The 19,571-nt window shown below is 63.3% G+C and carries 17 protein-coding genes; 5 read left to right on the plus strand and 12 right to left on the minus strand.

Features of this window, described 5'->3' with window-relative positions; genetic code table 11:
- Positions 1–39: 39 nt before the first annotated feature.
- Positions 40–1,419: a DUF2868 domain-containing protein gene (locus J1N02_RS11660; protein WP_027606125.1), complete on the plus strand. Its 1,380-nt coding sequence runs from the start codon at positions 40–42 to the stop codon at positions 1,417–1,419.
- Positions 1,412–2,779, plus strand: a complete 1,368-nt coding sequence (locus tag J1N02_RS11665) for a DUF3482 domain-containing protein (RefSeq protein ID WP_421147365.1) — start codon at positions 1,412–1,414, stop codon at positions 2,777–2,779. The genes J1N02_RS11660 and J1N02_RS11665 overlap by 8 nt, the downstream gene beginning before the upstream one ends.
- On the opposite strand, the gene J1N02_RS11670 is transcribed toward J1N02_RS11665, so the two are convergent.
- The 7 genes from J1N02_RS11670 to J1N02_RS11700 all read right to left on the minus strand — a co-directional run bounded on the left by J1N02_RS11670 (position 2,776) and on the right by J1N02_RS11700 (position 11,733).
- Complete coding sequence (locus J1N02_RS11670) at positions 2,776–3,330, minus strand: phosphonate degradation HD-domain oxygenase (RefSeq protein WP_098480773.1); 555 nt, start codon at positions 3,328–3,330, stop codon at positions 2,776–2,778. The two genes, J1N02_RS11665 and J1N02_RS11670, sit on opposite strands and share 4 nt — an antisense overlap.
- Positions 3,330–4,463 carry a TIGR03364 family FAD-dependent oxidoreductase gene (locus J1N02_RS11675; protein ID WP_098480772.1) on the minus strand — a complete coding sequence of 378 codons (1,134 nt, stop codon included), beginning with the start codon at positions 4,461–4,463 and terminating at the stop codon, positions 3,330–3,332. The genes J1N02_RS11670 and J1N02_RS11675 overlap by 1 nt, the downstream gene beginning before the upstream one ends.
- 73 nt (positions 4,464–4,536) lie before the next feature.
- Positions 4,537–5,559, minus strand: coding sequence for a putative 2-aminoethylphosphonate ABC transporter substrate-binding protein (locus tag J1N02_RS11680; RefSeq protein ID WP_027606129.1), 1,023 nt, complete (start codon positions 5,557–5,559; stop codon positions 4,537–4,539).
- 22 nt (positions 5,560–5,581) lie between these two features.
- The gene (locus J1N02_RS11685) at positions 5,582–7,288 is read right to left on the minus strand and encodes a putative 2-aminoethylphosphonate ABC transporter permease subunit (RefSeq protein WP_169898756.1); all 1,707 of its coding nucleotides are present in this window, start codon (positions 7,286–7,288) and stop codon (positions 5,582–5,584) included.
- Between the two features lies 1 nt (position 7,289).
- Positions 7,290–8,354, minus strand: coding sequence for a putative 2-aminoethylphosphonate ABC transporter ATP-binding protein (locus J1N02_RS11690; protein ID WP_098480770.1), 1,065 nt, complete (start codon positions 8,352–8,354; stop codon positions 7,290–7,292).
- Positions 8,355–8,600: 246 nt separating this feature from the next.
- The gene (locus J1N02_RS11695) at positions 8,601–9,464 is read right to left on the minus strand and encodes a LysR family transcriptional regulator (protein ID WP_027606132.1); all 864 of its coding nucleotides are present in this window, start codon (positions 9,462–9,464) and stop codon (positions 8,601–8,603) included.
- A gap of 16 nt (positions 9,465–9,480) precedes the next feature.
- Positions 9,481–11,733: a heavy metal translocating P-type ATPase gene (locus J1N02_RS11700; RefSeq protein WP_421147366.1), complete on the minus strand. Its 2,253-nt coding sequence runs from the start codon at positions 11,731–11,733 to the stop codon at positions 9,481–9,483.
- 84 nt (positions 11,734–11,817) lie between these two features.
- On the opposite strand from J1N02_RS11700, the gene cadR reads away from it, so the two are divergent.
- Complete coding sequence (gene cadR / locus J1N02_RS11705) at positions 11,818–12,258, plus strand: Cd(II)/Pb(II)-responsive transcriptional regulator (RefSeq protein WP_027606134.1); 441 nt, start codon at positions 11,818–11,820, stop codon at positions 12,256–12,258.
- Positions 12,259–12,388: 130 nt separating this feature from the next.
- Here the strand turns inward: cadR and J1N02_RS11710 are convergent, their stop codons facing one another.
- From J1N02_RS11710 to J1N02_RS11720, 3 genes are all read right to left on the minus strand, one after another.
- Positions 12,389–13,222 carry a thymidylate synthase gene (locus tag J1N02_RS11710; RefSeq protein ID WP_027608429.1) on the minus strand — a complete coding sequence of 278 codons (834 nt, stop codon included), beginning with the start codon at positions 13,220–13,222 and terminating at the stop codon, positions 12,389–12,391.
- A 52-nt stretch (positions 13,223–13,274) separates the two neighbouring features.
- The gene (gene lgt / locus J1N02_RS11715) at positions 13,275–14,087 is read right to left on the minus strand and encodes a prolipoprotein diacylglyceryl transferase (protein WP_027608428.1); all 813 of its coding nucleotides are present in this window, start codon (positions 14,085–14,087) and stop codon (positions 13,275–13,277) included.
- A 65-nt stretch (positions 14,088–14,152) separates the two neighbouring features.
- Positions 14,153–14,935 carry a sulfite exporter TauE/SafE family protein gene (locus J1N02_RS11720; protein WP_027608427.1) on the minus strand — a complete coding sequence of 261 codons (783 nt, stop codon included), beginning with the start codon at positions 14,933–14,935 and terminating at the stop codon, positions 14,153–14,155.
- A 121-nt stretch (positions 14,936–15,056) separates the two neighbouring features.
- On the opposite strand from J1N02_RS11720, the gene J1N02_RS11725 reads away from it, so the two are divergent.
- Entirely contained in the window at positions 15,057–15,803 is a 747-nt protein-coding gene (locus J1N02_RS11725) for an NRDE family protein (RefSeq protein WP_098480768.1), read from the plus strand.
- An 83-nt stretch (positions 15,804–15,886) separates the two neighbouring features.
- Here the strand turns inward: J1N02_RS11725 and ptsP are convergent, their stop codons facing one another.
- Together ptsP and J1N02_RS11735 are read right to left on the minus strand one after the other, a co-directional pair.
- Positions 15,887–18,166, minus strand: a complete 2,280-nt coding sequence (ptsP, locus tag J1N02_RS11730; RefSeq protein WP_027608425.1) for a phosphoenolpyruvate--protein phosphotransferase — start codon at positions 18,164–18,166, stop codon at positions 15,887–15,889.
- Positions 18,167–18,188: 22 nt separating this feature from the next.
- Positions 18,189–18,668, minus strand: a complete 480-nt coding sequence (locus J1N02_RS11735; RefSeq protein ID WP_003176750.1) for an RNA pyrophosphohydrolase — start codon at positions 18,666–18,668, stop codon at positions 18,189–18,191.
- Positions 18,669–18,811: 143 nt separating this feature from the next.
- On the opposite strand from J1N02_RS11735, the gene J1N02_RS11740 reads away from it, so the two are divergent.
- Entirely contained in the window at positions 18,812–19,471 is a 660-nt protein-coding gene (locus tag J1N02_RS11740; protein ID WP_421147367.1) for an HAD family hydrolase, read from the plus strand.
- Positions 19,472–19,571: the final 100 nt, after the last annotated feature.

A 19,571-nucleotide genomic window follows, 5' to 3' on the forward strand; every position in this document is an offset into this window, starting at 1 on the left:
CGGTTATGCTCCAAGCTCACTTGCACGACAGGAAGACGCGTGACCGCACTGACCCCCCTGCACAAACTCTGGCTGACGGAAACCGTGCGCCTGCGTGAAGAACACGCCGGCCCCCTGGAAGACCAGGAAGCCAATCGCCTCGCCCGCACCGCGGGCGGCGACCTGCCGACGCGCATCCAGCAGCGCGCCCTGCACCTGGCCGAGCGCGATGGCCTGACCGCCGCCCTCACGCGCTGGCTGCAAGGCGCACGCCTGGCGCTGGTGCTGCTGGCGGTGGTGGCCGTCATCAGCGGCGCGGGCCTGGCCTTTGCTGCGCTGGGCAACGGCTTGACCCCGGTGAATGTGTTCTGGGCCCTGGGCAGCCTGCTCGGCCTGAACCTGATCCTGCTGTTGAGCTGGGCGTTGGGGCTGTTGTTTGCCGGCGAGCACGGCGCCAGCCTCGGGCGCTTGTGGTTGTGGCTCAGTGAAAAACTGGCGCGCGATGCCAAGGCTGCCCAACTGGCCCCGGCGTTGCTGCTGTTGCTGCAACGGCAGAAACTCAATCGCTGGGCGGTCGGTGTGCTGGTCAACAGCCTGTGGTTGCTGGCGCTGCTCAGCGCGCTGGTGATTCTGCTGACGCTGCTCGCCACCCGCCGTTACGGCTTTGTGTGGGAAACCACCATCCTCGGCGCCGACACCTTCGTCGCCGTGACCCAGGCCCTCGGCACCCTGCCCGCCCTGCTGGGCTTCAACGTACCGACCGTCGAGATGATCCGCGCCAGCGGCGATTCCGCCCTGAACATCGAAAGCGCCCGCCAGGCCTGGGCCGCCTGGCTGGTCGGCGTCTTGCTGGTCTACGGCCTGCTGCCCCGCTTGATCCTCGCCCTGCTGTGCCTCTGGCGCTGGAAACGCGGGCGCGCCGCCTTGCATCTCGACCTCAACCTGCCCGGCTACAGCCCACTGCGCGAACGCCTGATGCCCAGCAGCGAGCGCCTTGGCGTCAACGACGCCGCGCCGGAACAACTGCACCACGTCACCGGAGGCGTCAGTGAGCTGGACAGCGACGGCGCCTTGCTCGTCGCCATCGAACTGGACGATCAACATCCCTGGCCGCCCAAGTTGCCGGCGAAGGTTAAGAACGCCGGCATCCTCGACAGCCGCGAATCGCGCAACAAGCTCCTGGAGCAACTCAGCCGCTTCCCGCCCGCGCGCCTGGCCATCGTCTGCGACCCGCGCCGCTCGCCGGACCGTGGCAGCCTGGCACTGATCGCCGAACTTGCACGCAGCGCCGCCGACACCCGTGTCTGGCTGCTGCAAGCCCCGCCCGGCCAGGCGCTGGATGCCGAGCGCCTGGGCGACTGGCACAGCGCGCTGCAACAACTGGAGCTGCCGTTCGCCGACTGCGCGCCGTTGAACTGGCTGGAGACCGGTCATGACTAAGCCACTGAAACTCGCGGTGGTCGGCCACACCAACGTCGGCAAGACCTCGTTGCTGCGCACCCTCACCCGTGACGTCGGGTTCGGTGAAGTCTCCCATCGCCCCAGCACCACGCGGCATGTCGAAGGCGCGCGCTTGTCGGTCGACGGCGAAGCCTTGCTCGATCTCTATGACACCCCCGGCCTGGAAGATGCCATCGCCCTGCTCGACTACCTGGAACGCCTGGATCGCCCCGGTGAACGCTTGGACGGCCCGGCCCGTCTGGCGCGGTTCCTGGAAGGCAGCGAAGCCCGCCAGCGCTTTGAACAGGAAGCCAAGGTGCTGCGCCAACTGCTGGCCTCGGACGCCGGCCTGTATGTGATCGACGCTCGCGAACCGGTGCTGGCCAAGTACCGTGATGAGCTGCAAGTGCTGGCCAGTTGTGGCAAACCGTTGCTGCCGGTGCTCAACTTCGTCAGCAGCAGCGACCACCGCGAGCCGGACTGGCGTGAAGCCCTGGCACGCCTGGGCCTGCATGCGCTGGTGCGTTTCGACAGCGTCGCGCCGCCGGAAGGCGGCGAACGTCGCCTGTATGAAAGTCTCGCCCTGCTGCTGGAAAACGCCCGACCGCAGTTGCAGCGCCTGATCCTCGACCAGGAAGCCCAACGCCAGGCCCGTCAACAGAGTGCCGCGCGGTTGATTGCCGAATTGCTGATCGACTGCGCCGCGTGCCGACGCAGCGTGGTGACTGAAGATGAGCAACAAGCCATCAGCGATTTGCGCAAGGCGGTGCGTCAGCGCGAACAAAAATGCGTGGAGGCCCTGCTCAAGCTGTTCGGCTTCCGCCCGCAGGACGCCGCCGCCAGCGACTTGCCGTTGCTCGACGGCCGTTGGGGGGATGACCTGTTCAACCCGGAAACCCTCAAGCAACTCGGCGTACGCGTCGGTGGTGGCATCGCTGCAGGCGCAGCGGCCGGAGCCGGTGTGGACCTGCTGGTCGGCGGGCTGACCCTCGGCGCCGCCGCCCTGGCGGGCGCCATCGCCGGTGGCGCGTTGCAGACTGCACGCAGCTACGGCAGCCGCCTGCTGGGCAAGATCAAGGGCCAACGCGAGCTGACCGTGGACGACAGCGTGCTGCGCCTGCTCGCCCTGCGCCAGCGCCAGTTGCTCAAGGCCCTGAACCTGCGCGGCCATGCGGCGATGCACAGCATCAAGGTCGATACGCCCCAGGACAAGACCTGGCGCGAAGGCAAATTGCCGGACGCGTTGCACAAGGCCCGCGCCCACCCGCAATGGTCGTCCCTCAACCCCCAGGCCAGACTGAGCCAGGCCGAACGCCAGGAACAGGTCGAAGCCCTGGCCCAGCGCCTCGACGAGACTTAAGCCGCCAGCAGTTGCCGGGCCTTGGCCTTGAGTACGCTCAGGTCGAGCACCGGCACGTGCATTTGCTTGGCCTGTTCGTCCCAGTGGCGCAGGCGCAGGCTGACCTGGTACAGCGGGTCTTGTTCAAAGGCGCGGGCCTCCTCGGCCGTCATCACGCCGCCCTGGTAACCGAGGGTGCGGCGGCTGGCTTCGCTCAAGCGTGCGTAGTAGTCCGGCTGGCTGAACGTCAGATAGCGCTTGGCCTGGACGTGGTACTCCACCAGCCTGGCCAGGCGCTCACTGAAGCCTGCACGACGCAAATAATCCGCGCCCAACCGCTCATGGCTGACCACGCCATAACCGCCCATGTTCTCGCCACCCTGGCCGCACAGATGGCCGATATCGTGGAAAAACGCCGCCAGAACCACTTCATCATCGAAGCCTTCGGCCATGGCCAACTGCGCGGCCTGGGACATGTGCTCGATCTGCGACACTGGCTCGCCGATGTAATCCGCCGCGCCGTGCTGCTCGTACAAAGCGAAGATTGTGGCAATCGCCTGTTCCGGGCTCATCACGCCGGCCCCCACAGGGTTGTGATATTGCGCTCGGCCATCGCCGGCCCCACGCTCATGCCCACACCGGTGTGCATCAAGGCGGCGCTCACGCCAGGTGCGGCCTGCACAAATGAAAACGGCGCCGGGCCCCGGGCGCCGTAGACGCCCTGCCAGCGTTCCATTACCTGGATCTTGCAACCCAAGGTCTGTTCGGCCAACTCGATCATCCAGTCATCCACCTGCTCGGCATTGAACGGCGAGGCATCGCTGCCGTAGTCGTGGGAGTCGCCGATGATCAGTTCGCCATGGGGCGTCGGGCTGATCAGCAGGTGAATCCCGTGTGCATGCAGGTGCGGCGCCTCGCGCAGGATTTGTGCCTGTACCGGCGCGGCTTCAGGCAGGTCGGCAAAAGCGCCGTAGTGCACGCAACTGAGGCCGGTGAGCAAGGCGTGTTGCAGGTTGAGGTTGAGTGCAGGCCGGGCGCGCAGCATTTGCAGGCGGCAGATCTGCGGGTTGAGTTCGGCGATGGCCTCGGCCAACAGGGTTTGATAATCGTGGCCGGAACAGACGATGACCTGCTCGCCACGAAAGCTGCCCGCCGTGCTGTGCACCTGGCCCGGTTCGACATCGCGCACCAGGGTGGAGAAGTAAAACTCCACACCCAGTTGCTGGCTCAGGTAGTGGATCAGCGCCGGTATCGCCTCGCGCGAATACAGTTGCTGGTCGTCCAGGCCATGCAGCGCGGCGCGGTGATGGCGGAACTGGCCGCCATACAGATCCTTCAGCGCCGCGCCTTGCAACAGGTCGACGTTATAGCCGTGTTCACGCGCGCGGTCGGCGCAGAAGGCTTCCAGCAGATGCTCTTCGGCTTCGGTGCGGGCGAACAGGTACGAGCCGTTGCGCTTCAATTGAAGGCCCGCCTCCTGCGCCCAATGCCCCCAGATTTCACGGCTTTTCCGTGCCAGGTCGAGCATCGGCCCCGGCGGCTGCCCGGTGACCAGGGCCTGGCCGAAGTTGCGTACCGAGGCCCCCAGGGGTGTGGCGCTACGCTCGAACACCTTGACCTTGAGCCCGCGCCTGGCGGCGGCGTAGGCGTGGGACAGGCCGAGGATGCCGGCGCCGATGATGAGCAGGTCGCTGTGGTGTGTCATTTAGTGATGTCCTGTTTTCAAGACCGCTATCGGGGGCTTGCTCCCGATGAGGCAAGTAGCCCTGACGAAAACCTTACTGCCCCGCCACCTTCTCCGACTTCCCGTCATAGCGCTTGCGCCACTCAGCCAGGATGCTGTCGCGGTTTTTCGAGGCCCAGCCGAAGTCGTTCTTGATCAACCGCTGCTCGTAGTCGGCCGGCAATTCGGTCTGCGGCTTGGCGATCCCCGGCTGGGCGAGCACGGCGAAGTTGTCCTTGTACAGGTCCATCGCCGCTGTACTGGCGGAGAAGTCGGCGAGCTTTCTGGCGGCGTCCGCATGGGCCGTGCCCTTGATCACGGCAGTGGCTTCGATATCCCAGCCCAGGCCTTCCTTCGGCAGGATGATGTCCAGCGGCGCACCCTGGCGCTTCAGCTGCACGGCCGGATACTCAAAGGAAATACCAATCGGGAACTCACCGGAAGCCGCCAGCTTGCACGGCTTGGAACCGGAGTGAACGTACTGGCCGATGTTCTGGTGCAAGTCGTCCATGTACTGCCAGCCCTGCTTCTCGCCGAAGGTTTGCAGCCACGCGCTCACATCCAGGAAGCCGGTGCCGGACGAGGCCGGGTTGGGCATCACGATCTTGCCCTTGTACTCGGGCTTGGTCAGGTCTTGCCAGCTCACCGGCTTGGTCAGGCCCTGTTTCTCGGCTTCGACCGTGTTGAAGCAAATGGTCGCGGCCCACACATCCATGCCAACCCAGGCCGGTGGGTTGGCGGCGTCACGGTAATTCTTGCCGATCTTGTCCAGGTCCTTGGGGGCGTAATTGTCCAGCATGCCCTGCTGATCGAGGATCGCCAGGCTCGACGCGGCCAGGCCCCAGACCACATCGGCCTGCGGGCGGTCTTTTTCGGCCAGCAACTTGGCGGTAATGATGCCGGTGGAGTCGCGGACCCATTTGATCTCGACGTCGGGGTTGGCCAGCTCGAAGGCTTTTTTGTAGGTCTTCAACTGCTCGGCTTCAAGGGCCGTGTACACGGTCAACTCGGTCTTGGCGAAGGCATTCAGGCTGAATGCAGTGAGTACGGCAGCGACCAGCGCCAGGGGTTTGAACATGGAGCACCTCCTTCAGGGATGTTTATTGGCCGGGCGCGATCTGGCGCCAGGCTTGGGAGCGGCGCAAGGCGCCACGTGAAGCCCACGCCAGCAGCAGCGAAACGCTGCCTGAGGTGAACAGGATCAGGGTCGACATGGCCGCCGCGCCGCCCACATTGCCGGCGTCGTCCATGTTCAACACGGCGACGGCGGCGAGGATGGTGTCGGGGCTGTAGAGGAAGATCGCGGCGGACACGGTGGTCATCGCCGACACAAACAGGTAGCGCACGATGTCCAGCAGCGCCGGCAGGCAGATCGGCACCGTGACTTTCAAGTAATGGCGATACAGCGGCGCCTTGAGCGACAGCGCCGCCGCTTCGAACTCGGCGTCCAGCTGGCGCAGCGCGGTGGTGGCGGTCATCTGCGCGGTGGTCAGGTAGTGAGCAATGGTGCACACCACCAGCAGGGTCATGGTGCCGTAGAACACATGCAGCGGGTTGCCGCTCAGGTTGAAAAAGAACACGTAGCCCAGGCCCAGCACCAACCCCGGCACGGCCATCGGCACAAAGCTGAGCATGCGCAGCGCCAGGTTCAGGCCCTGCTGGCCCTTGGTCTTTTCCATCAGGTAGGCGCCGGTAAAGATCAATACGCTGCCGATCAATGCCGTGCACAACGCCAGGGTCAAGCTGTTGCGATAGGCCAGCCAACCGCCGCCGGCCGTGTCTTCGAACTGGTAGTGGCTGAGCGACAGCGACAGGTTGTACGGCCAGAACTTCACCAGCGAGGAGTACACCGCCATGCCGAACACCAGCAGCAACACGGCACTGATGAGCAGCACGATGAGCAGGTAGCAGCCATCCCGTAAACGCGACGGCGCCGGCTGGAAGACCTGGGCGCGGCCACTCATGGCCTCGCCATGGCGACGGCGCAACCAGGCGTCGACGCCAAAGCTGAACAGCGCCGGCAGCAGCAACACCATGCCGATCAACGCACCGCGACCGAACTGTTGCTGGCCGACCACCGCCTTGTAGGCTTCCAGCGCCAGCACCTGGTAATCCCCGCCCACCACCACGGGCACGCCGAAATCCGTGATGGTCAAGGTGAACACCAGGCAAAACGCGGCAAATACCGCCTGGCGCGTGGCCGGCCAGGTGATGCTGCGAAACGCCCGGGCAGGACTGGCGCCCATGCTCGAGGCCGCATCGAACAAGCGCGCATCGGCCAACGACAGCGCCGACAGCAAAATCATCAGGGCATGTGGGAAGGTGTAGATCACTTCACCGAGGACAATGCCCCAGAAGCCGTAGATGTTGTCCGAGAACAGCCCGCGCAACAGGCCCTGGTTACCGAACAGGTAGACCAGTGCAATCCCCGGCAGCATTGACGGCGCCATCAGCGGCAGCAGCGACATACCGCGCCAGATGGCCTTGCCGGGAATCAACGTGCGTTGCAGGGCGTAGGCAAACAGGTAGGCCAGCGGTACGACAATGGCCGCCACGCTGAGGGAGACTTTCAGGCTATTGCCCAGCAGCCAGTGGAAGTTGGCGCTGGTGACCAACTCCCGTGCGGCGACCAGGCCACCGCCCTGCCCGGCCTCGCTGCTGAAACCGCGCCAGAAGATCGCCAGCAGTGGCAGTAATACGGCGATGCCCAGCAGCACCAGCCAGAGCAGTTTGCCGCCGACCACGAAAATACGGTCGCCGGTTTCGGCGCGTGACGCTTGACGCGCCAGAGTCAAGACAGCGGCCATCTCAGGCAAACACCTGCAGGCTGCGCGGCGGCAAGGCAACCCAGATGTCCTGGGCGCCCAGGCGCGGCATGGATTCCGGGGCCAGTTCGGCAAGCAGCGGATGGCCGGGCAGCTGCTCCAGCTCAAAGCTCATGCGGCAGCGGTTGCCGAGGAAAGTGATCTCGCGGACCTTGGCCGGGAACAGGTTCTCCTCATGCACCGACGGGTTGACGCTGATCGCTTCCGGGCGGCAGAACAGCCGGCCGGACCTGGCCACGCCGGCGTCCTCGGCCAGGCGCATGTTCATCCCGCCGACCTGGGCATGGCTGGCACTGTTGCGACTGAACGGCAGCCAGTTGCCCTGGCCGACAAACTCCGCCACAAACGGCGTGGCCGGGCGGTCGTAGATTTCCTGGGGCGTAGCGTATTGCTCGACCTTGCCGTTGTTCATCACGGCAATGCGGTCGGCCATCAACATGGCTTCGTCCTGGTTGTGGGTGACCATCAGGGTGGTGATACCGAGGCGCCGCTGCAGCTGGCGCAGCTCGGTGCACAGATGCTCGCGCACGCGGGCGTCGAGGGCCGACATCGGCTCATCCAGCAACAGCAATGACGGCGCCGGTGCCAGGGCACGGGCCAGGGCGACCCGCTGCTGTTGGCCGCCGGAGAGTTGGCCGGGGTATTTCTTTTCACTGCCAAGCAGCCCCACCAGCTCAAGCATCTGGCCGACGCGCTGGCGCACTTCATCGCGACCGCTGCCGGTGAGGCCGTAGCCGATGTTCGCTTCGACGGTGAGATTGGGAAACAGCGCGTAGGACTGGAACAGAATGCCGTAGTCGCGAGCCTGGGGCGGCAGCAGGGAAACATCGCGGTCACCCAGGTAAAGTTCGCCGCTGTCCTGGCGTTCCAGGCCGGCAATGCAGCGCAGCAACGTGGTCTTGCCGCAACCGGAAGGGCCGAGCAGGCACACCAGCTCGCCGGCAGCCACGTCCAGGGACACATTGTCCAACGCCGTAAAGGCGCCGAAGCGTTTCTGGATACCGCGCACGTTCATCGGCGCGCCGGGTTGGGTCAGGGCTGTGTTCATGGTGGCACCTCATCAAACTGATGAAGGCCATGCTAGGCAGGCAATGCGTCGCTCTTATGGCAGGAAGGCAAAAGGCGGCGATAGTGGTATTCGCAGATTTGTGTAGGACGCTTAGCGGTGGGCTGCCTGGTCTACCGCAGTCGGGAGCAAGCCCCCTCCCACACTTGACCGAGTTCCAACATGGAAATGCAGTCACCTGTGGGAGGGGGCTTGCTCCCGATTGGTCCCCAAAGCCACTACAAGGCTTTAGATCGGCGACATTTCCTGCGCCAACCCCAGAAACGCCGCCGGCAGACGAGCGCCTTTTCTTTCCTTGAGGCAGTACAGGTACTCGGGAATCTGCGGCGCATGCTCGAGGGTCAGCACCTTCAGCTGCGGGTCATGGGGCACTTCCTGGCGGGCGATGATGCTGATGCCGATATTGCGCAGCACCGCTTCACGGATCGATTCACGGCTGCCGATTTCCAGCAGCGGCCCGTAACTGACGCCCGCACCCTGCAGCATCTCTTCCGTCAGCCGTCGCGTGGTGGAGCCCGCTTCACGCATCAACAACGTATGCCCGGCCAAGGCACTGAGGGGCACATGGTCGAGCTTGGCCAGTGGATGGTTGCGGTGTACCGCCAGCACCAACGGGTCGGTGCCCAGTACACGACGGATCAGACGCGGGTCTTCGAGCAACTGTGAGGACGCAGCGACATCGACGCGGTAGTCATCCAAGGCTTCAAGCACCTGCTGGGAGTTGCCGATTTCCACCGACACCTCCACCTGCGGCAGGCGTTCGCGAAAGGCTTTGACCAGGTCGAGGATGTAGTACGGCGCCGTGGCGGCAATCCTCAGTGCGCCCTGGACCTGGCCGCTGTTGCGCAGGAAAAACTCGATATCCGCCTCCTGCTGCAACAGCGTCTTGACCATCGGCAGCAGGCGCGCGCCCTCGTCGCTGACAGTCAGGCGGCGCCCGCCACGGTAGAACAGCTCGACGCCGTACTGGCTTTCCAGGTTGCGAATCTGGGTGGTAACAGTGGGCTGGCTCAGGCCGAGTTTTTTCGCCGCCTGGGTAATACTGCCCAGGCGGGCGACCATAAAAAACGCCTTCAACTCGGCACTCAGCACACCACCCTCTCATCCTCTATTTGCGCAACAGGCGCAGGCCATTGAACACCACCAGCAGGGCCACGCCCATGTCGGCGAACACCGCCATCCACATGGTCGCCATGCCCAGGAACGTGACCACCAGGAAGATCGCCTTGATCACCAGGGCCAGGGTGATGTTCTGCTTGAGGATACTCGACGTTTGCCGCGACAAACGAATGAATGCCGGAATCTTGCGCAAATCATCGTCCATCAAGGCCACGTCGGCCGTCTCGATAGCGGTGTCGGTGCCTGCCGCAGCCATCGCAAAGCCAATCTCGGCGCGCGCCAGGGCCGGGGCGTCGTTGATGCCGTCGCCGACCATGCCCACCCGGTGGCCTTGGCCGTAGAGGGTTTCGATGGCGTGCAGCTTGTCGGTGGGCAACAGATCGCCCTGGGCCTGGTCGATGCCGACCTGGGCCGCAATCGCCTGGGCGGTGTGGGTGTTGTCGCCGGTGAGCATCAAGGTCTTGATGCCCAGCTCATGCAGTTGCTGGATGGCTTCGCGGCTGCTGTCCTTGACCGTATCGGCCACGGCGAACAGCGCCAGCGGGCCGGACTTGTCGAGCAACAGCACCACGGACTTGCCCTGTTTTTCCAGGGCGAACAGCTTTTCTTCCAGCTCCGGCGAACACAGGCCAAGGTCTTCCACCAGGCGGTGGTTGCCCAAGTGGTAGGTCTGGCCATTGATATCGCCGCGCACACCGCGCCCGGCCAGGGCTTCGAAGTTATCCACAACGTGCACCGGCAGGTTTTTATCCACAGCCGCGTTGGCAATCGCCAGGGACACCGGGTGATCGGAGCGCGCGGCCAAACTGGCGGCCAGGGCCGGGGCGCTGTCTTCGACAGTGGTGAACAGTGCCAGGTAATCGGTTTGCACCGGCTTGCCGTGGGTGATGGTGCCGGTCTTGTCGAGGGCCAGGTAGTCAAGCTTGTAACCGCCCTCCAGGTACACACCGCCCTTGATCAGGATGCCTTTGCGCGCCGCAGCCGCCAGGCCGCTGACAATGGTCACCGGGGTGGAGATCACCAGCGCGCACGGGCACGCCACTACCAGCAGCACCAGGGCGCGGTAGATCCAGTCGAACCAGGCGCCGGCCATGAACAGCGGCGGGATTACGGCCACGCCCAAGGCGAACAGGAACACGGCCGGGGTGTAGATTTTCGAGAAGCTGTCGACGAACCGCTGGGTCGGTGCCCGCGCGCCCTGGGCCTGCTCCACCGCATGGATGATGCGGGCCAGGGTGGAGTTGTTGGCAGCCGCCGTGACCTTGTACTCCAGGGAACCGGCCTGGTTGATGGTGCCGGCGAAGACCTTATCGCCGACGGTCTTTTCAATCGGCAGGCTTTCACCGGTGATCGGCGCCTGGTCGATGGTGGACTGGCCGGCGGTGACCTCACCGTCAAGGCCGATACGCTCGCCGGGTTTTACCCGCACGATTGCGTCCAGCTCAATGCTCTTGACCTCCATTTCAACCCAGCTTCCATCAGCCTGCCGAACCGTGGCCTGTTCCGGTGTCATCTGCATCAAGCCACTGATGGCATTGCGCGCACGGTCCAGGGACTTGGCCTCGATCAGCTCGGCCACGGTAAACAGGAACATCACCATGGCCGCTTCCGGCCACTGGCCGATCAGGACCGCGCCAGTGACCGCGATGCTCATCAGGGCGTTGATGTTCAGGTTGAGGTTTTTCAGGGCGATCCAGCCCTTCTTGTAAGTGGTGAGGCCGCCGCTGAGGATCGACACCAGCGCTACCAGCGCAATCACCCAAGTGGGCGCGGCATTGCTGAAGTGCAGTACTTCGGCGCCCAACGCGCCCACACCGGACAACGCCAGCGGCCACCAATGCTTCTTGGCGGGCAGCTCGGCGGCCGGGGTGCCCTCCACGATCGGATCGGCCTGCATACCCAGGGATTTGATCGCTTCGATGATCGGCGCGGTACTCGGCAGGTCATGGGTAACGCCGAGGATGCGGTTGATCAGGTTGAATTCCAGCTGCTGCACACCGGCCAGCTTGCCCAGTTTGTTCTGGATCAGCGTCTGCTCGGTGGGGCAGTCCATGGCTTCGATGCGGAAGGTACTCAGGCGCGAGCCGGCGGTGGGCGCCTCGCTCAACTGCACCAACACAGGTGCGGGCGTGCCGGAACAGCAGGAACCGCCATGGCCGTGATCGTGCACGGGGGTGAGTTTCTTCGGCCCATGATCGTGGTCATGGTCGTGTTTGTGCGGGGTGTGAATGGAGTCGCTCATCAGGTCGCGTCCGTAAGGTGCCTGTTGCCAAGTAAAGACCCTGTAGCCACTATAGGGTCAAGCACCCATTTGGAGATTGCTGTAATGAAGATCGGCGAACTGGCCAAACTGACCGACTGTCCGGTGGAAACCATCCGTTATTACGAGAAGGAAGGCCTGCTGCCACCCCCGGCACGCACCGAAGCCAACTACCGCGTGTACACCCAGGCGCACACCGAGCGGCTGATCTTCATCCGCAACTGCCGCAGCCTCGACATGACCCTGGAAGAGATCCGCAGCCTGCTCGGGCTACGGGACAGCCCCCAGGACCAGTGTGAAAACGTGAATGCGTTGATCGACGAGCATATCCACCATGTGAAAGCGCGGATTGACGGGCTGCTGGCGTTGCAGGAGCAGTTGCTGGACCTGCGCCAACGCTGTGGCGGTGGGGACCACTGTGGGATTTTGCAGCGACTGGAGGTCAACGGCGGTGTGGCCGCCAGCGAGGCCGAGCCCTCACATGTAGGGAGAAGCCACGGGCATTAACTCAAGCGAACACGGTTTAAATGTGGGAGGGGGCTTGCCCCCGATGGCGGTGTGTCAGTCATTTTTCACTTAACTGATCCACCGCTATCGGGGGCAAGCCCCCTCCCACATTTTGACCGAGACAGTCCTTTTAAATGGCGACGTCGGCTTTAATGCTTGGATCGGCCTCGTAGCCTACGATTTCGAAGTCTTCGAATTTATAGTCGTAGATCGATTCGGGCTTACGCTTGATCACCAGTTCCGGCAGCTTCTTCGGCGTGCGCGCCAGCTGGGTGCGAATCTGCTCCATATGGTTGCTGTAGGCGTGGGTGTCGCCGGTGGTGACGATGATCTCGTGGGGGATCAGGTCGCATTGCTGGGCCAGCATATGGGTCAGCAGCGCCAGGGCGGCGGTGTTGTACGGCAGGCCGAGGAATACGTCGGAGCTGCGGATGTACAACTGCATCGACAGATGGCCGTCATGCACGAACGCCTGGTACAGCAGGTGGCACGGTGGCAGGGCTTGCTTGCCGTTGCGCGCGTTTTCCTGGGGGCTTTTGGTTTCGTCCGGCAGGTATTCGACGTTCCAGCCGTGGAACAGGATGCGACGGCTGTTAGGGTTGGTCTTGAGCGTGTGCACCATGTAGTCGATCTGGTTGATCGTGCCGCCATCCTTGGTCGGCCAGGCGGTCCACTGCTCGCCATACACCGGGCCCAGGTCACCGTCTTCGGTGGCCCACTCGTCCCAGATTTTCACACCGTTTTCGTTCAGCCACTTGATGTTGGTGTTGCCGCTCAACATCCAGATCAACTCGTTGGCGATGCTTTTGAAGTGAAGCTTCTTGGTGGTCAGCAGCGGGAAGCCGTCGGCCAAGTTATGCCGATACTGACGGGCGAACACGGCCTTGGTGCCGGTGCCGGTACGGTCGCCTTTGGTCAGGCCATTGGTCACGACGTCGTTCAGTAGTTCGAGATATTGCTTCATGTCATTACCCGTATCGTTGAAGCCGAGACCTCGCGGGCCTCGGCATTCGAATTTAAAGCGCGGTGTGCTTCAGCGGTTGCGGGCGATTGTACGCCCACCACAGCAGGCCCAGGCCGACCAGGATCATCGGAAGGCTGAGCACTTGTCCCATGGTCAGCCAGCCCCATGCCAGGTAACCCAGCTGGGCATCCGGCACGCGCACGAACTCGACGATGAAACGGAAGATCCCGTAGAACAGCGCGAACATGCCGGAAACGGCCATGGTCGGGCGCGGTTTGCGCGAAAAGAGGTACAGGATAAGGAACAGTGCCACGCCTTCCAACGCGAACTGGTACAGCTGCGACGGATGGCGCGGCAGTTGCGCCGGGTCGCTGAACGGCGGGAACACCATGGCCCACGGCACGTCGGTCGGCTTGCCCCACAACTCGGCGTTGATGAAGTTGCCGATGCGCCCGGCGCCCAGGCCGATCGGCACCAGCGGCGCGACGAAGTCCATCAGTTGGAAGAACGACTTGCCGTTGCGCCGGCCAAACCACCAGGCCGCGATCATCACGCCGATAAAGCCACCGTGGAATGCCATGCCGCCTTTCCACACTTCGAAGATCAGCGTCGGGTTGGCGATGTAGGCCGAGAGATCGTAAAACAGCACATACCCCAGGCGCCCGCCGACGATCACCCCCATCGACAACCAGAACACCATGTCGGAGAGCTTCTCCTTGGTCCAGGTCGGGTCGAAACGGTTCAGGCGCCGGGAGGCCAGCAGCCATGCACCGCCGATGCCGATCAGGTACATCAACCCGTACCAGTGGATTTTCAGCGGACCGATGGCCAGGGCCACCGGGTCGATCTGCGGGTAAGGCAGCATTGCGACTCCTCGTTAAATCATTCGTTATGGCGACCGGACCATGCCCGGGCGCGATTAAGCCTGCGTTACAGCAAAAAATTCAAACCGACACAAAACAGCAAGCCGGCGAACAACCGCTTGAGCAAGCGCGGCGACAACCGGTGCGCCAGGCGTGCACCGAAACGGGCAAACACCATGCTGGTCAGGGCAATGCCCAGCAGCGCCGGCAAATACACGAACCCTAGACTATGAGCGGGCAACAGCGGGTCATGCCAGCCCAGAATCATGAAACTTAACGCACTGGCCAGGGCAATCGGCAGGCCACAGGCGGACGAGGTGGCCACCGCCTGTTGCATCGGCACGCTGCGCCAGGTCAAAAACGGCACGGTCAGCGAGCCGCCGCCGATGCCGAAAATCGCCGAAGCCCAGCCGATCATGGTACCGGCCACCGTCAGGCCGAGCTTGCCCGGTACCGTGCGGCTGGCCTTGGGCTTGACCTCCAGGGCCAGTTGCACGGCGATGATCAGGGCGAATACGCCGATGACCTTCTGCAAGTGGGGGCCGGAAATCGCCTCGGCGGTCAGCGCACCAAAGCCGGCGCCGAGCAGGATGCCCACGGTCATCCAGACAAAGATCGGCCAACGCACCGCGCCACGTCGGTGGTGCTCACGCACGGCATTGACCGAGGTAAAGATGATCGTCGCCAGGGAGGTGCCCACGGCCAGGTGGGTCAGCACCTGCGGGTCGAAGCCCTGCAAGGTGAAGCTGAACACCAGCACCGGCACGATGATGATCCCGCCGCCCACGCCAAACAGCCCGGCGAGCACGCCCGCGCACGCGCCCAGCAGCAAATACAGCAGAAATTCCATGGGAGCCCCCAAACCAGGTCCGGCATGTTAACGGATGGAAGGCATGCGACCCAACTGGATACGATGGAACGCCGCTGCCGGTGTGGGTAGAGTGGCAAAAAACACAAACGGGAATCGCCTGATGTGCCTGATTGTTTTTGCCTGGCGGCCGGGCCATGCCCAGCCGCTGATCGTCGCGGCCAACCGTGACGAGTTCTACGCCCGCCCCAGCCTGCCGCTGGCGCAGTGGCCGGATGCGCCCGAGGTCTACGCCGGCCGCGACCAGGAAGCGGGCGGCACCTGGCTGGGCGTGAATACCGATGGGCGGTTTGCGGCCCTGACCAATATCCGTGATCCGCACCAGCCGCCGGCACGCAAGTCCCGCGGGGAACTGGTGGCACGGTTTCTCAGTGGTTCGCTGCCGGTTGACCAGTATTTGGCCGACGTTAATGGCCGTTCGATTGAATATGCCGGGTTTAACCTGCTGGTGGGGACGCGGGAAGAGTTGTGGCATTACAACGCCAATCACACCGAGCCGACGCAGTTGAAAGCGGGCGTGTATGGGTTATCCAATGCAGGGCTGGATACACCTTGGCCAAAACTGCTTAAGGCCAAAGCCGCGCTGAGTGAGTTGCTGAACGATCCCCGGCCCGAAGCGCTACTGGAGATTCTGAGCGATCCGCAGATTGCACCGTTTGCCGAGCTGCCGGATACCGGCGTGGGGTTGGCGACGGAGAGTTTGCTGTCGAGTGTGTTTATCGCCAGCCCCAGTTATGGGACACGGGCGAGCACGGCGTTGATTGTGAATGCCGATGGCACGCGGCGGATGGTGGAGCGCAGCTTTGGACCGCATGGTGGACGGCTCGGAGAGGTAGAACTCAAGTTCTGACGCTGATGCCGTCTTACCCAGCAGCGCGCCCTACGCAGCCTCGCGCGCTCGACAGCTGCTACGGGCGGGGCTGCGTATCGCCATTAAAGGGTCTTGGCAGACGCCGGGTTGATCATCCGCGTCAGCCCCAGGTTTTTCAGCGCCAATTGCAGCGAGCTGTGGATAACCTGCGGGTTGTCGATGGTCATCAACTCCGCCAGCAGATCCTTGGCCATGCTCAGTTCAACCTGGCGCAGCATCCACTTCACCTTCGGCAGGTTGGTGGCGTTCATCGACAGGCTGTCAAAGCCCATCGCCATCAACAGCACCGCCGCCGCCGGGTCACCGGCCATTTCACCGCAGATGCTCACCGGCTTGCCCTCGGCATGGGCGTCGCGCACCACGTGTTGCAGGGCTTGCAGCACCGCCGGGTGCAGGTAGTCGTAAAGATCGGCCACCCGTGGGTTGTTACGGTCCACGGCCAGCAGGTACTGGGTCAGGTCGTTGGAGCCCACGGACAGGAAGTCCACCTGCCGCGCCAGTTCCTTGGCCTGGTACACCGCCGCCGGGATTTCGATCATCACGCCAATCGGCGGCATCGGTACGTCGGCGCCTTCGTCGCGCACTTCGCCCCAGGCACGGTGGATCAGGTGCAAGGCTTCTTCCAGCTCATGGGTGCCGGAGATCATCGGCAGCAGGATGCGCAGGTTGTTCAGGCCTTCGCTGGCCTTGAGCATGGCACGGGTCTGCACCAGGAAGATTTCAGGGTGGTCGAGGGTAACGCGAATACCGCGCCAGCCGAGGAAGGGGTTGTCTTCCTTGATCGGGAAATACGACAGTGACTTGTCGCCGCCAATGTCCAGGCTGCGCATGGTCACCGGCAACGGGTGGAAGGCGGACAGTTGCTCGCGATAAATCGCCAGTTGCTCCTTCTCACTCGGGAACCGCTGGTTGATCATGAACGGCACTTCAGTGCGGTACAGCCCCACCCCTTCGGCACCGCGCTGTTGCGCGCGTGCCACATCGGCCAGCAGGCCGGTGTTGACCAGCAGCGGTACACGGTGACCGTCGAGGGTCACGCACGGCAGTTCGCGCAAGGAATCGAGCCCGAGCGCCAGTTGCTTCTCTTCTTCCACCACCTCGGCGTATTGCTTGCGCAGGACTTCGCTGGGGTTGGTAAACACCTCGCCGCGATGGCCATCGACGATCATGTCGATACCGTCGACCTTGGAGTACGGCAGGTCCACCAGGCCCATCACCGTCGGAATGCCCATGGCCCGGGCCAGGATCGCGACGTGGGAGTTACCCGAACCCAGGACCGAGACCAGGCCCACCAACTTGCCTTCAGGCACTTCGCCGAGCATGGTGGCGGTCAGTTCTTCACTGATCAGGATGGTGTTGTCGGGGTAGACCAGGTTGGTGCTGCGGTCTTCCTGCAGGTAGGCCAGCAGGCGGCGGCCGAGGTCACGCACATCCGAGGCCCGCTCGCGCAGGTAGGCGTCGTCCATCAATTCGAAACGGTTGACGTGATCGGTGACCACCTGGCGCAGCGCGCCCTGGGCCCACTGGCCGGTCTTGATCACGGTCTTGACTTCGTTCCCGAGGGACGCGTCGTCGAGCATCATCTGGTACACGTCGAACAACGCGCGCTCTTCGGGGCGCAGCTGGGTGGCCAGCTTGGTCGACAGGTTGCGCATGTCGGCGCGCACGCCTTCCAGGGCCGTCTTGAACAGTTTGATTTCAGCGTCGATGTCGTCGACGTGCTTGTCCGGCACCACATCGAGGTCGGCCGGCGGCAACATGACCACGGCAGTACCGACCGCCGCCCCCGGTGAACCCGGTACACCGACGAACTTGGCTTCCTGGATCCCCTTGCCCTGGCCGCCCAGGCCGCGAATCGAGCCGGTGGCTTCGGCGTGGGCGATAACCCCGGCGAGCTGCGCGCTCATGGTCACGAGGAAGGCTTCTTCGCCCTCGTCGAACTGGCGACGTTCTTTTTGCTGGATGACCAATACGCCGACGACGCGGCGGTGGTGAATGATCGGTGCGCCGAGGAACGAGGCGTAGCGCTCTTCGCCGGTTTCGGCAAAGTAGCGATAACGCGGGTGATCGGCCGCGTTTTCAAGGTTCAGGGGTTCTTCACGCGTCCCCACCAAGCCCACCAGACCTTCATTGGGCGCCATGCTGACCTTGCCGATGGAGCGCTTGTTCAAGCCCTCGGTGGCCATCAGCACAAAACGGTTGGTCTCTGGGTCCAGCAGGTAAACCGAGCAGACCTGGCTGCCCATGGCTTCCTTGACGCGCAACACAATAATCCCCAACGCCGCCTTGAGATCCTTGGCGGAGTTAACTTCCTGGACGATCTTGCGCAGCGTATTGAGCATGGCTCGGGGTCGAACTCCGTCGTCAGTCGCGCGCTAAAAGGCGCGGGGCAAGCTCTTTGAGAGCGCGACGATAAACCTCGCGCTTGAATGTCACCACCTGGCCCAGCGGGTACCAATAACTGACCCAACGCCAGCCATCGAACTCCGGCTTACCGGTCAAATCCATCCGCACCCGCTGCTCGTTGGAGATCAGGCGCAGGAGAAACCATTTCTGCTTCTGGCCGATGCACAGCGGTTGGCTGTGGGTACGCACCAGGCGTTGCGGCAAACGATAGCGCAACCAGCCCCGGGTACAGGCCAAAATCTGCACATCTTCACGCTCAAGGCCGACTTCTTCGTTCAACTCACGGTACAAGGCGTCTTCAGGGGTTTCGTCGGGGTTGATTCCGCCTTGAGGAAACTGCCAGGCATCTTGGTTGATTCGGCGAGCCCATAGCACCTGTCCGGCATCATTCGTAAGAATAATCCCGACATTAGGACGGAAACCATCGGGGTCGATCACGGCAACAACCTCGCAAACGCATGTCGCCGCATTGTTCCACAAAGGTTGTTCCAGCGGCAACGAGGCTTCTTACCTTATGTGCACTCTTGTGAAAAGACCGTATTCTGGACGCCTTTTTACAGACTTTTCAGCGAGTAACTGCAATGCGCCTGGCTTTATTCGACTTGGACAACACCCTTCTCGGCGGTGACAGCGACCACGCCTGGGGCGATTACCTCTGCGAGCGGGGGATTCTCGACGCGGTCGCCTACAAAGCCCGCAACGACGAGTTCTACCAGGACTACCTGGCCGGCAAGCTGGACAACGTCGCCTACCTGAACTTCTGCCTGGAAATCCTCGGCCGCACCGAGATGGCCCAGCTGGACGAATGGCATAACGACTATATGCGCGACTGCATCGAGCCGATCATGCTGCCCCTGGCCGCTGAACTGCTGGCCAAGCACCGCGCCGCTGGCGACAAGCTGGTGATCATCACCGCCACCAACCGTTTCGTCACCGCGCCAATTGCCGCACGCCTGGGCGTCGAGACGCTGATCGCCACCGAGTGCGAGATGGAAAATGGCCGCTACACCGGGCGCAGCACTGATGTGCCGTGCTTTCGTGAAGGCAAGGTGACGCGCTTGAATCGGTGGTTGGAAGAAACCGGGCACAGCCTGGAAGACAGTTACTTCTACAGCGACTCGATGAATGACCTGCCGCTGTTGGAGCAGGTGACGCATCCGGTGGCGGTGGATCCGGATCCGAATCTGCGCGCTGAAGCCGAGAAACGGGGTTGGCCGGTGATTACCCTGCGTAGCGAGTAACCGTGGTGAGCGGGCTTGCCCCGCGCTGGGCTGCGAAGCAGCCCCAAAACCTGCCAACCGGTCTCATCAGGAAAAATGCGGGCCTTTGTCGGGGCTGCTT

The sequence above is a fragment of the Pseudomonas sp. NFX5 genome, assembly GCF_049132125.1.
Taxonomy (GTDB): domain Bacteria; phylum Pseudomonadota; class Gammaproteobacteria; order Pseudomonadales; family Pseudomonadaceae; genus Aquipseudomonas; species Aquipseudomonas marginalis.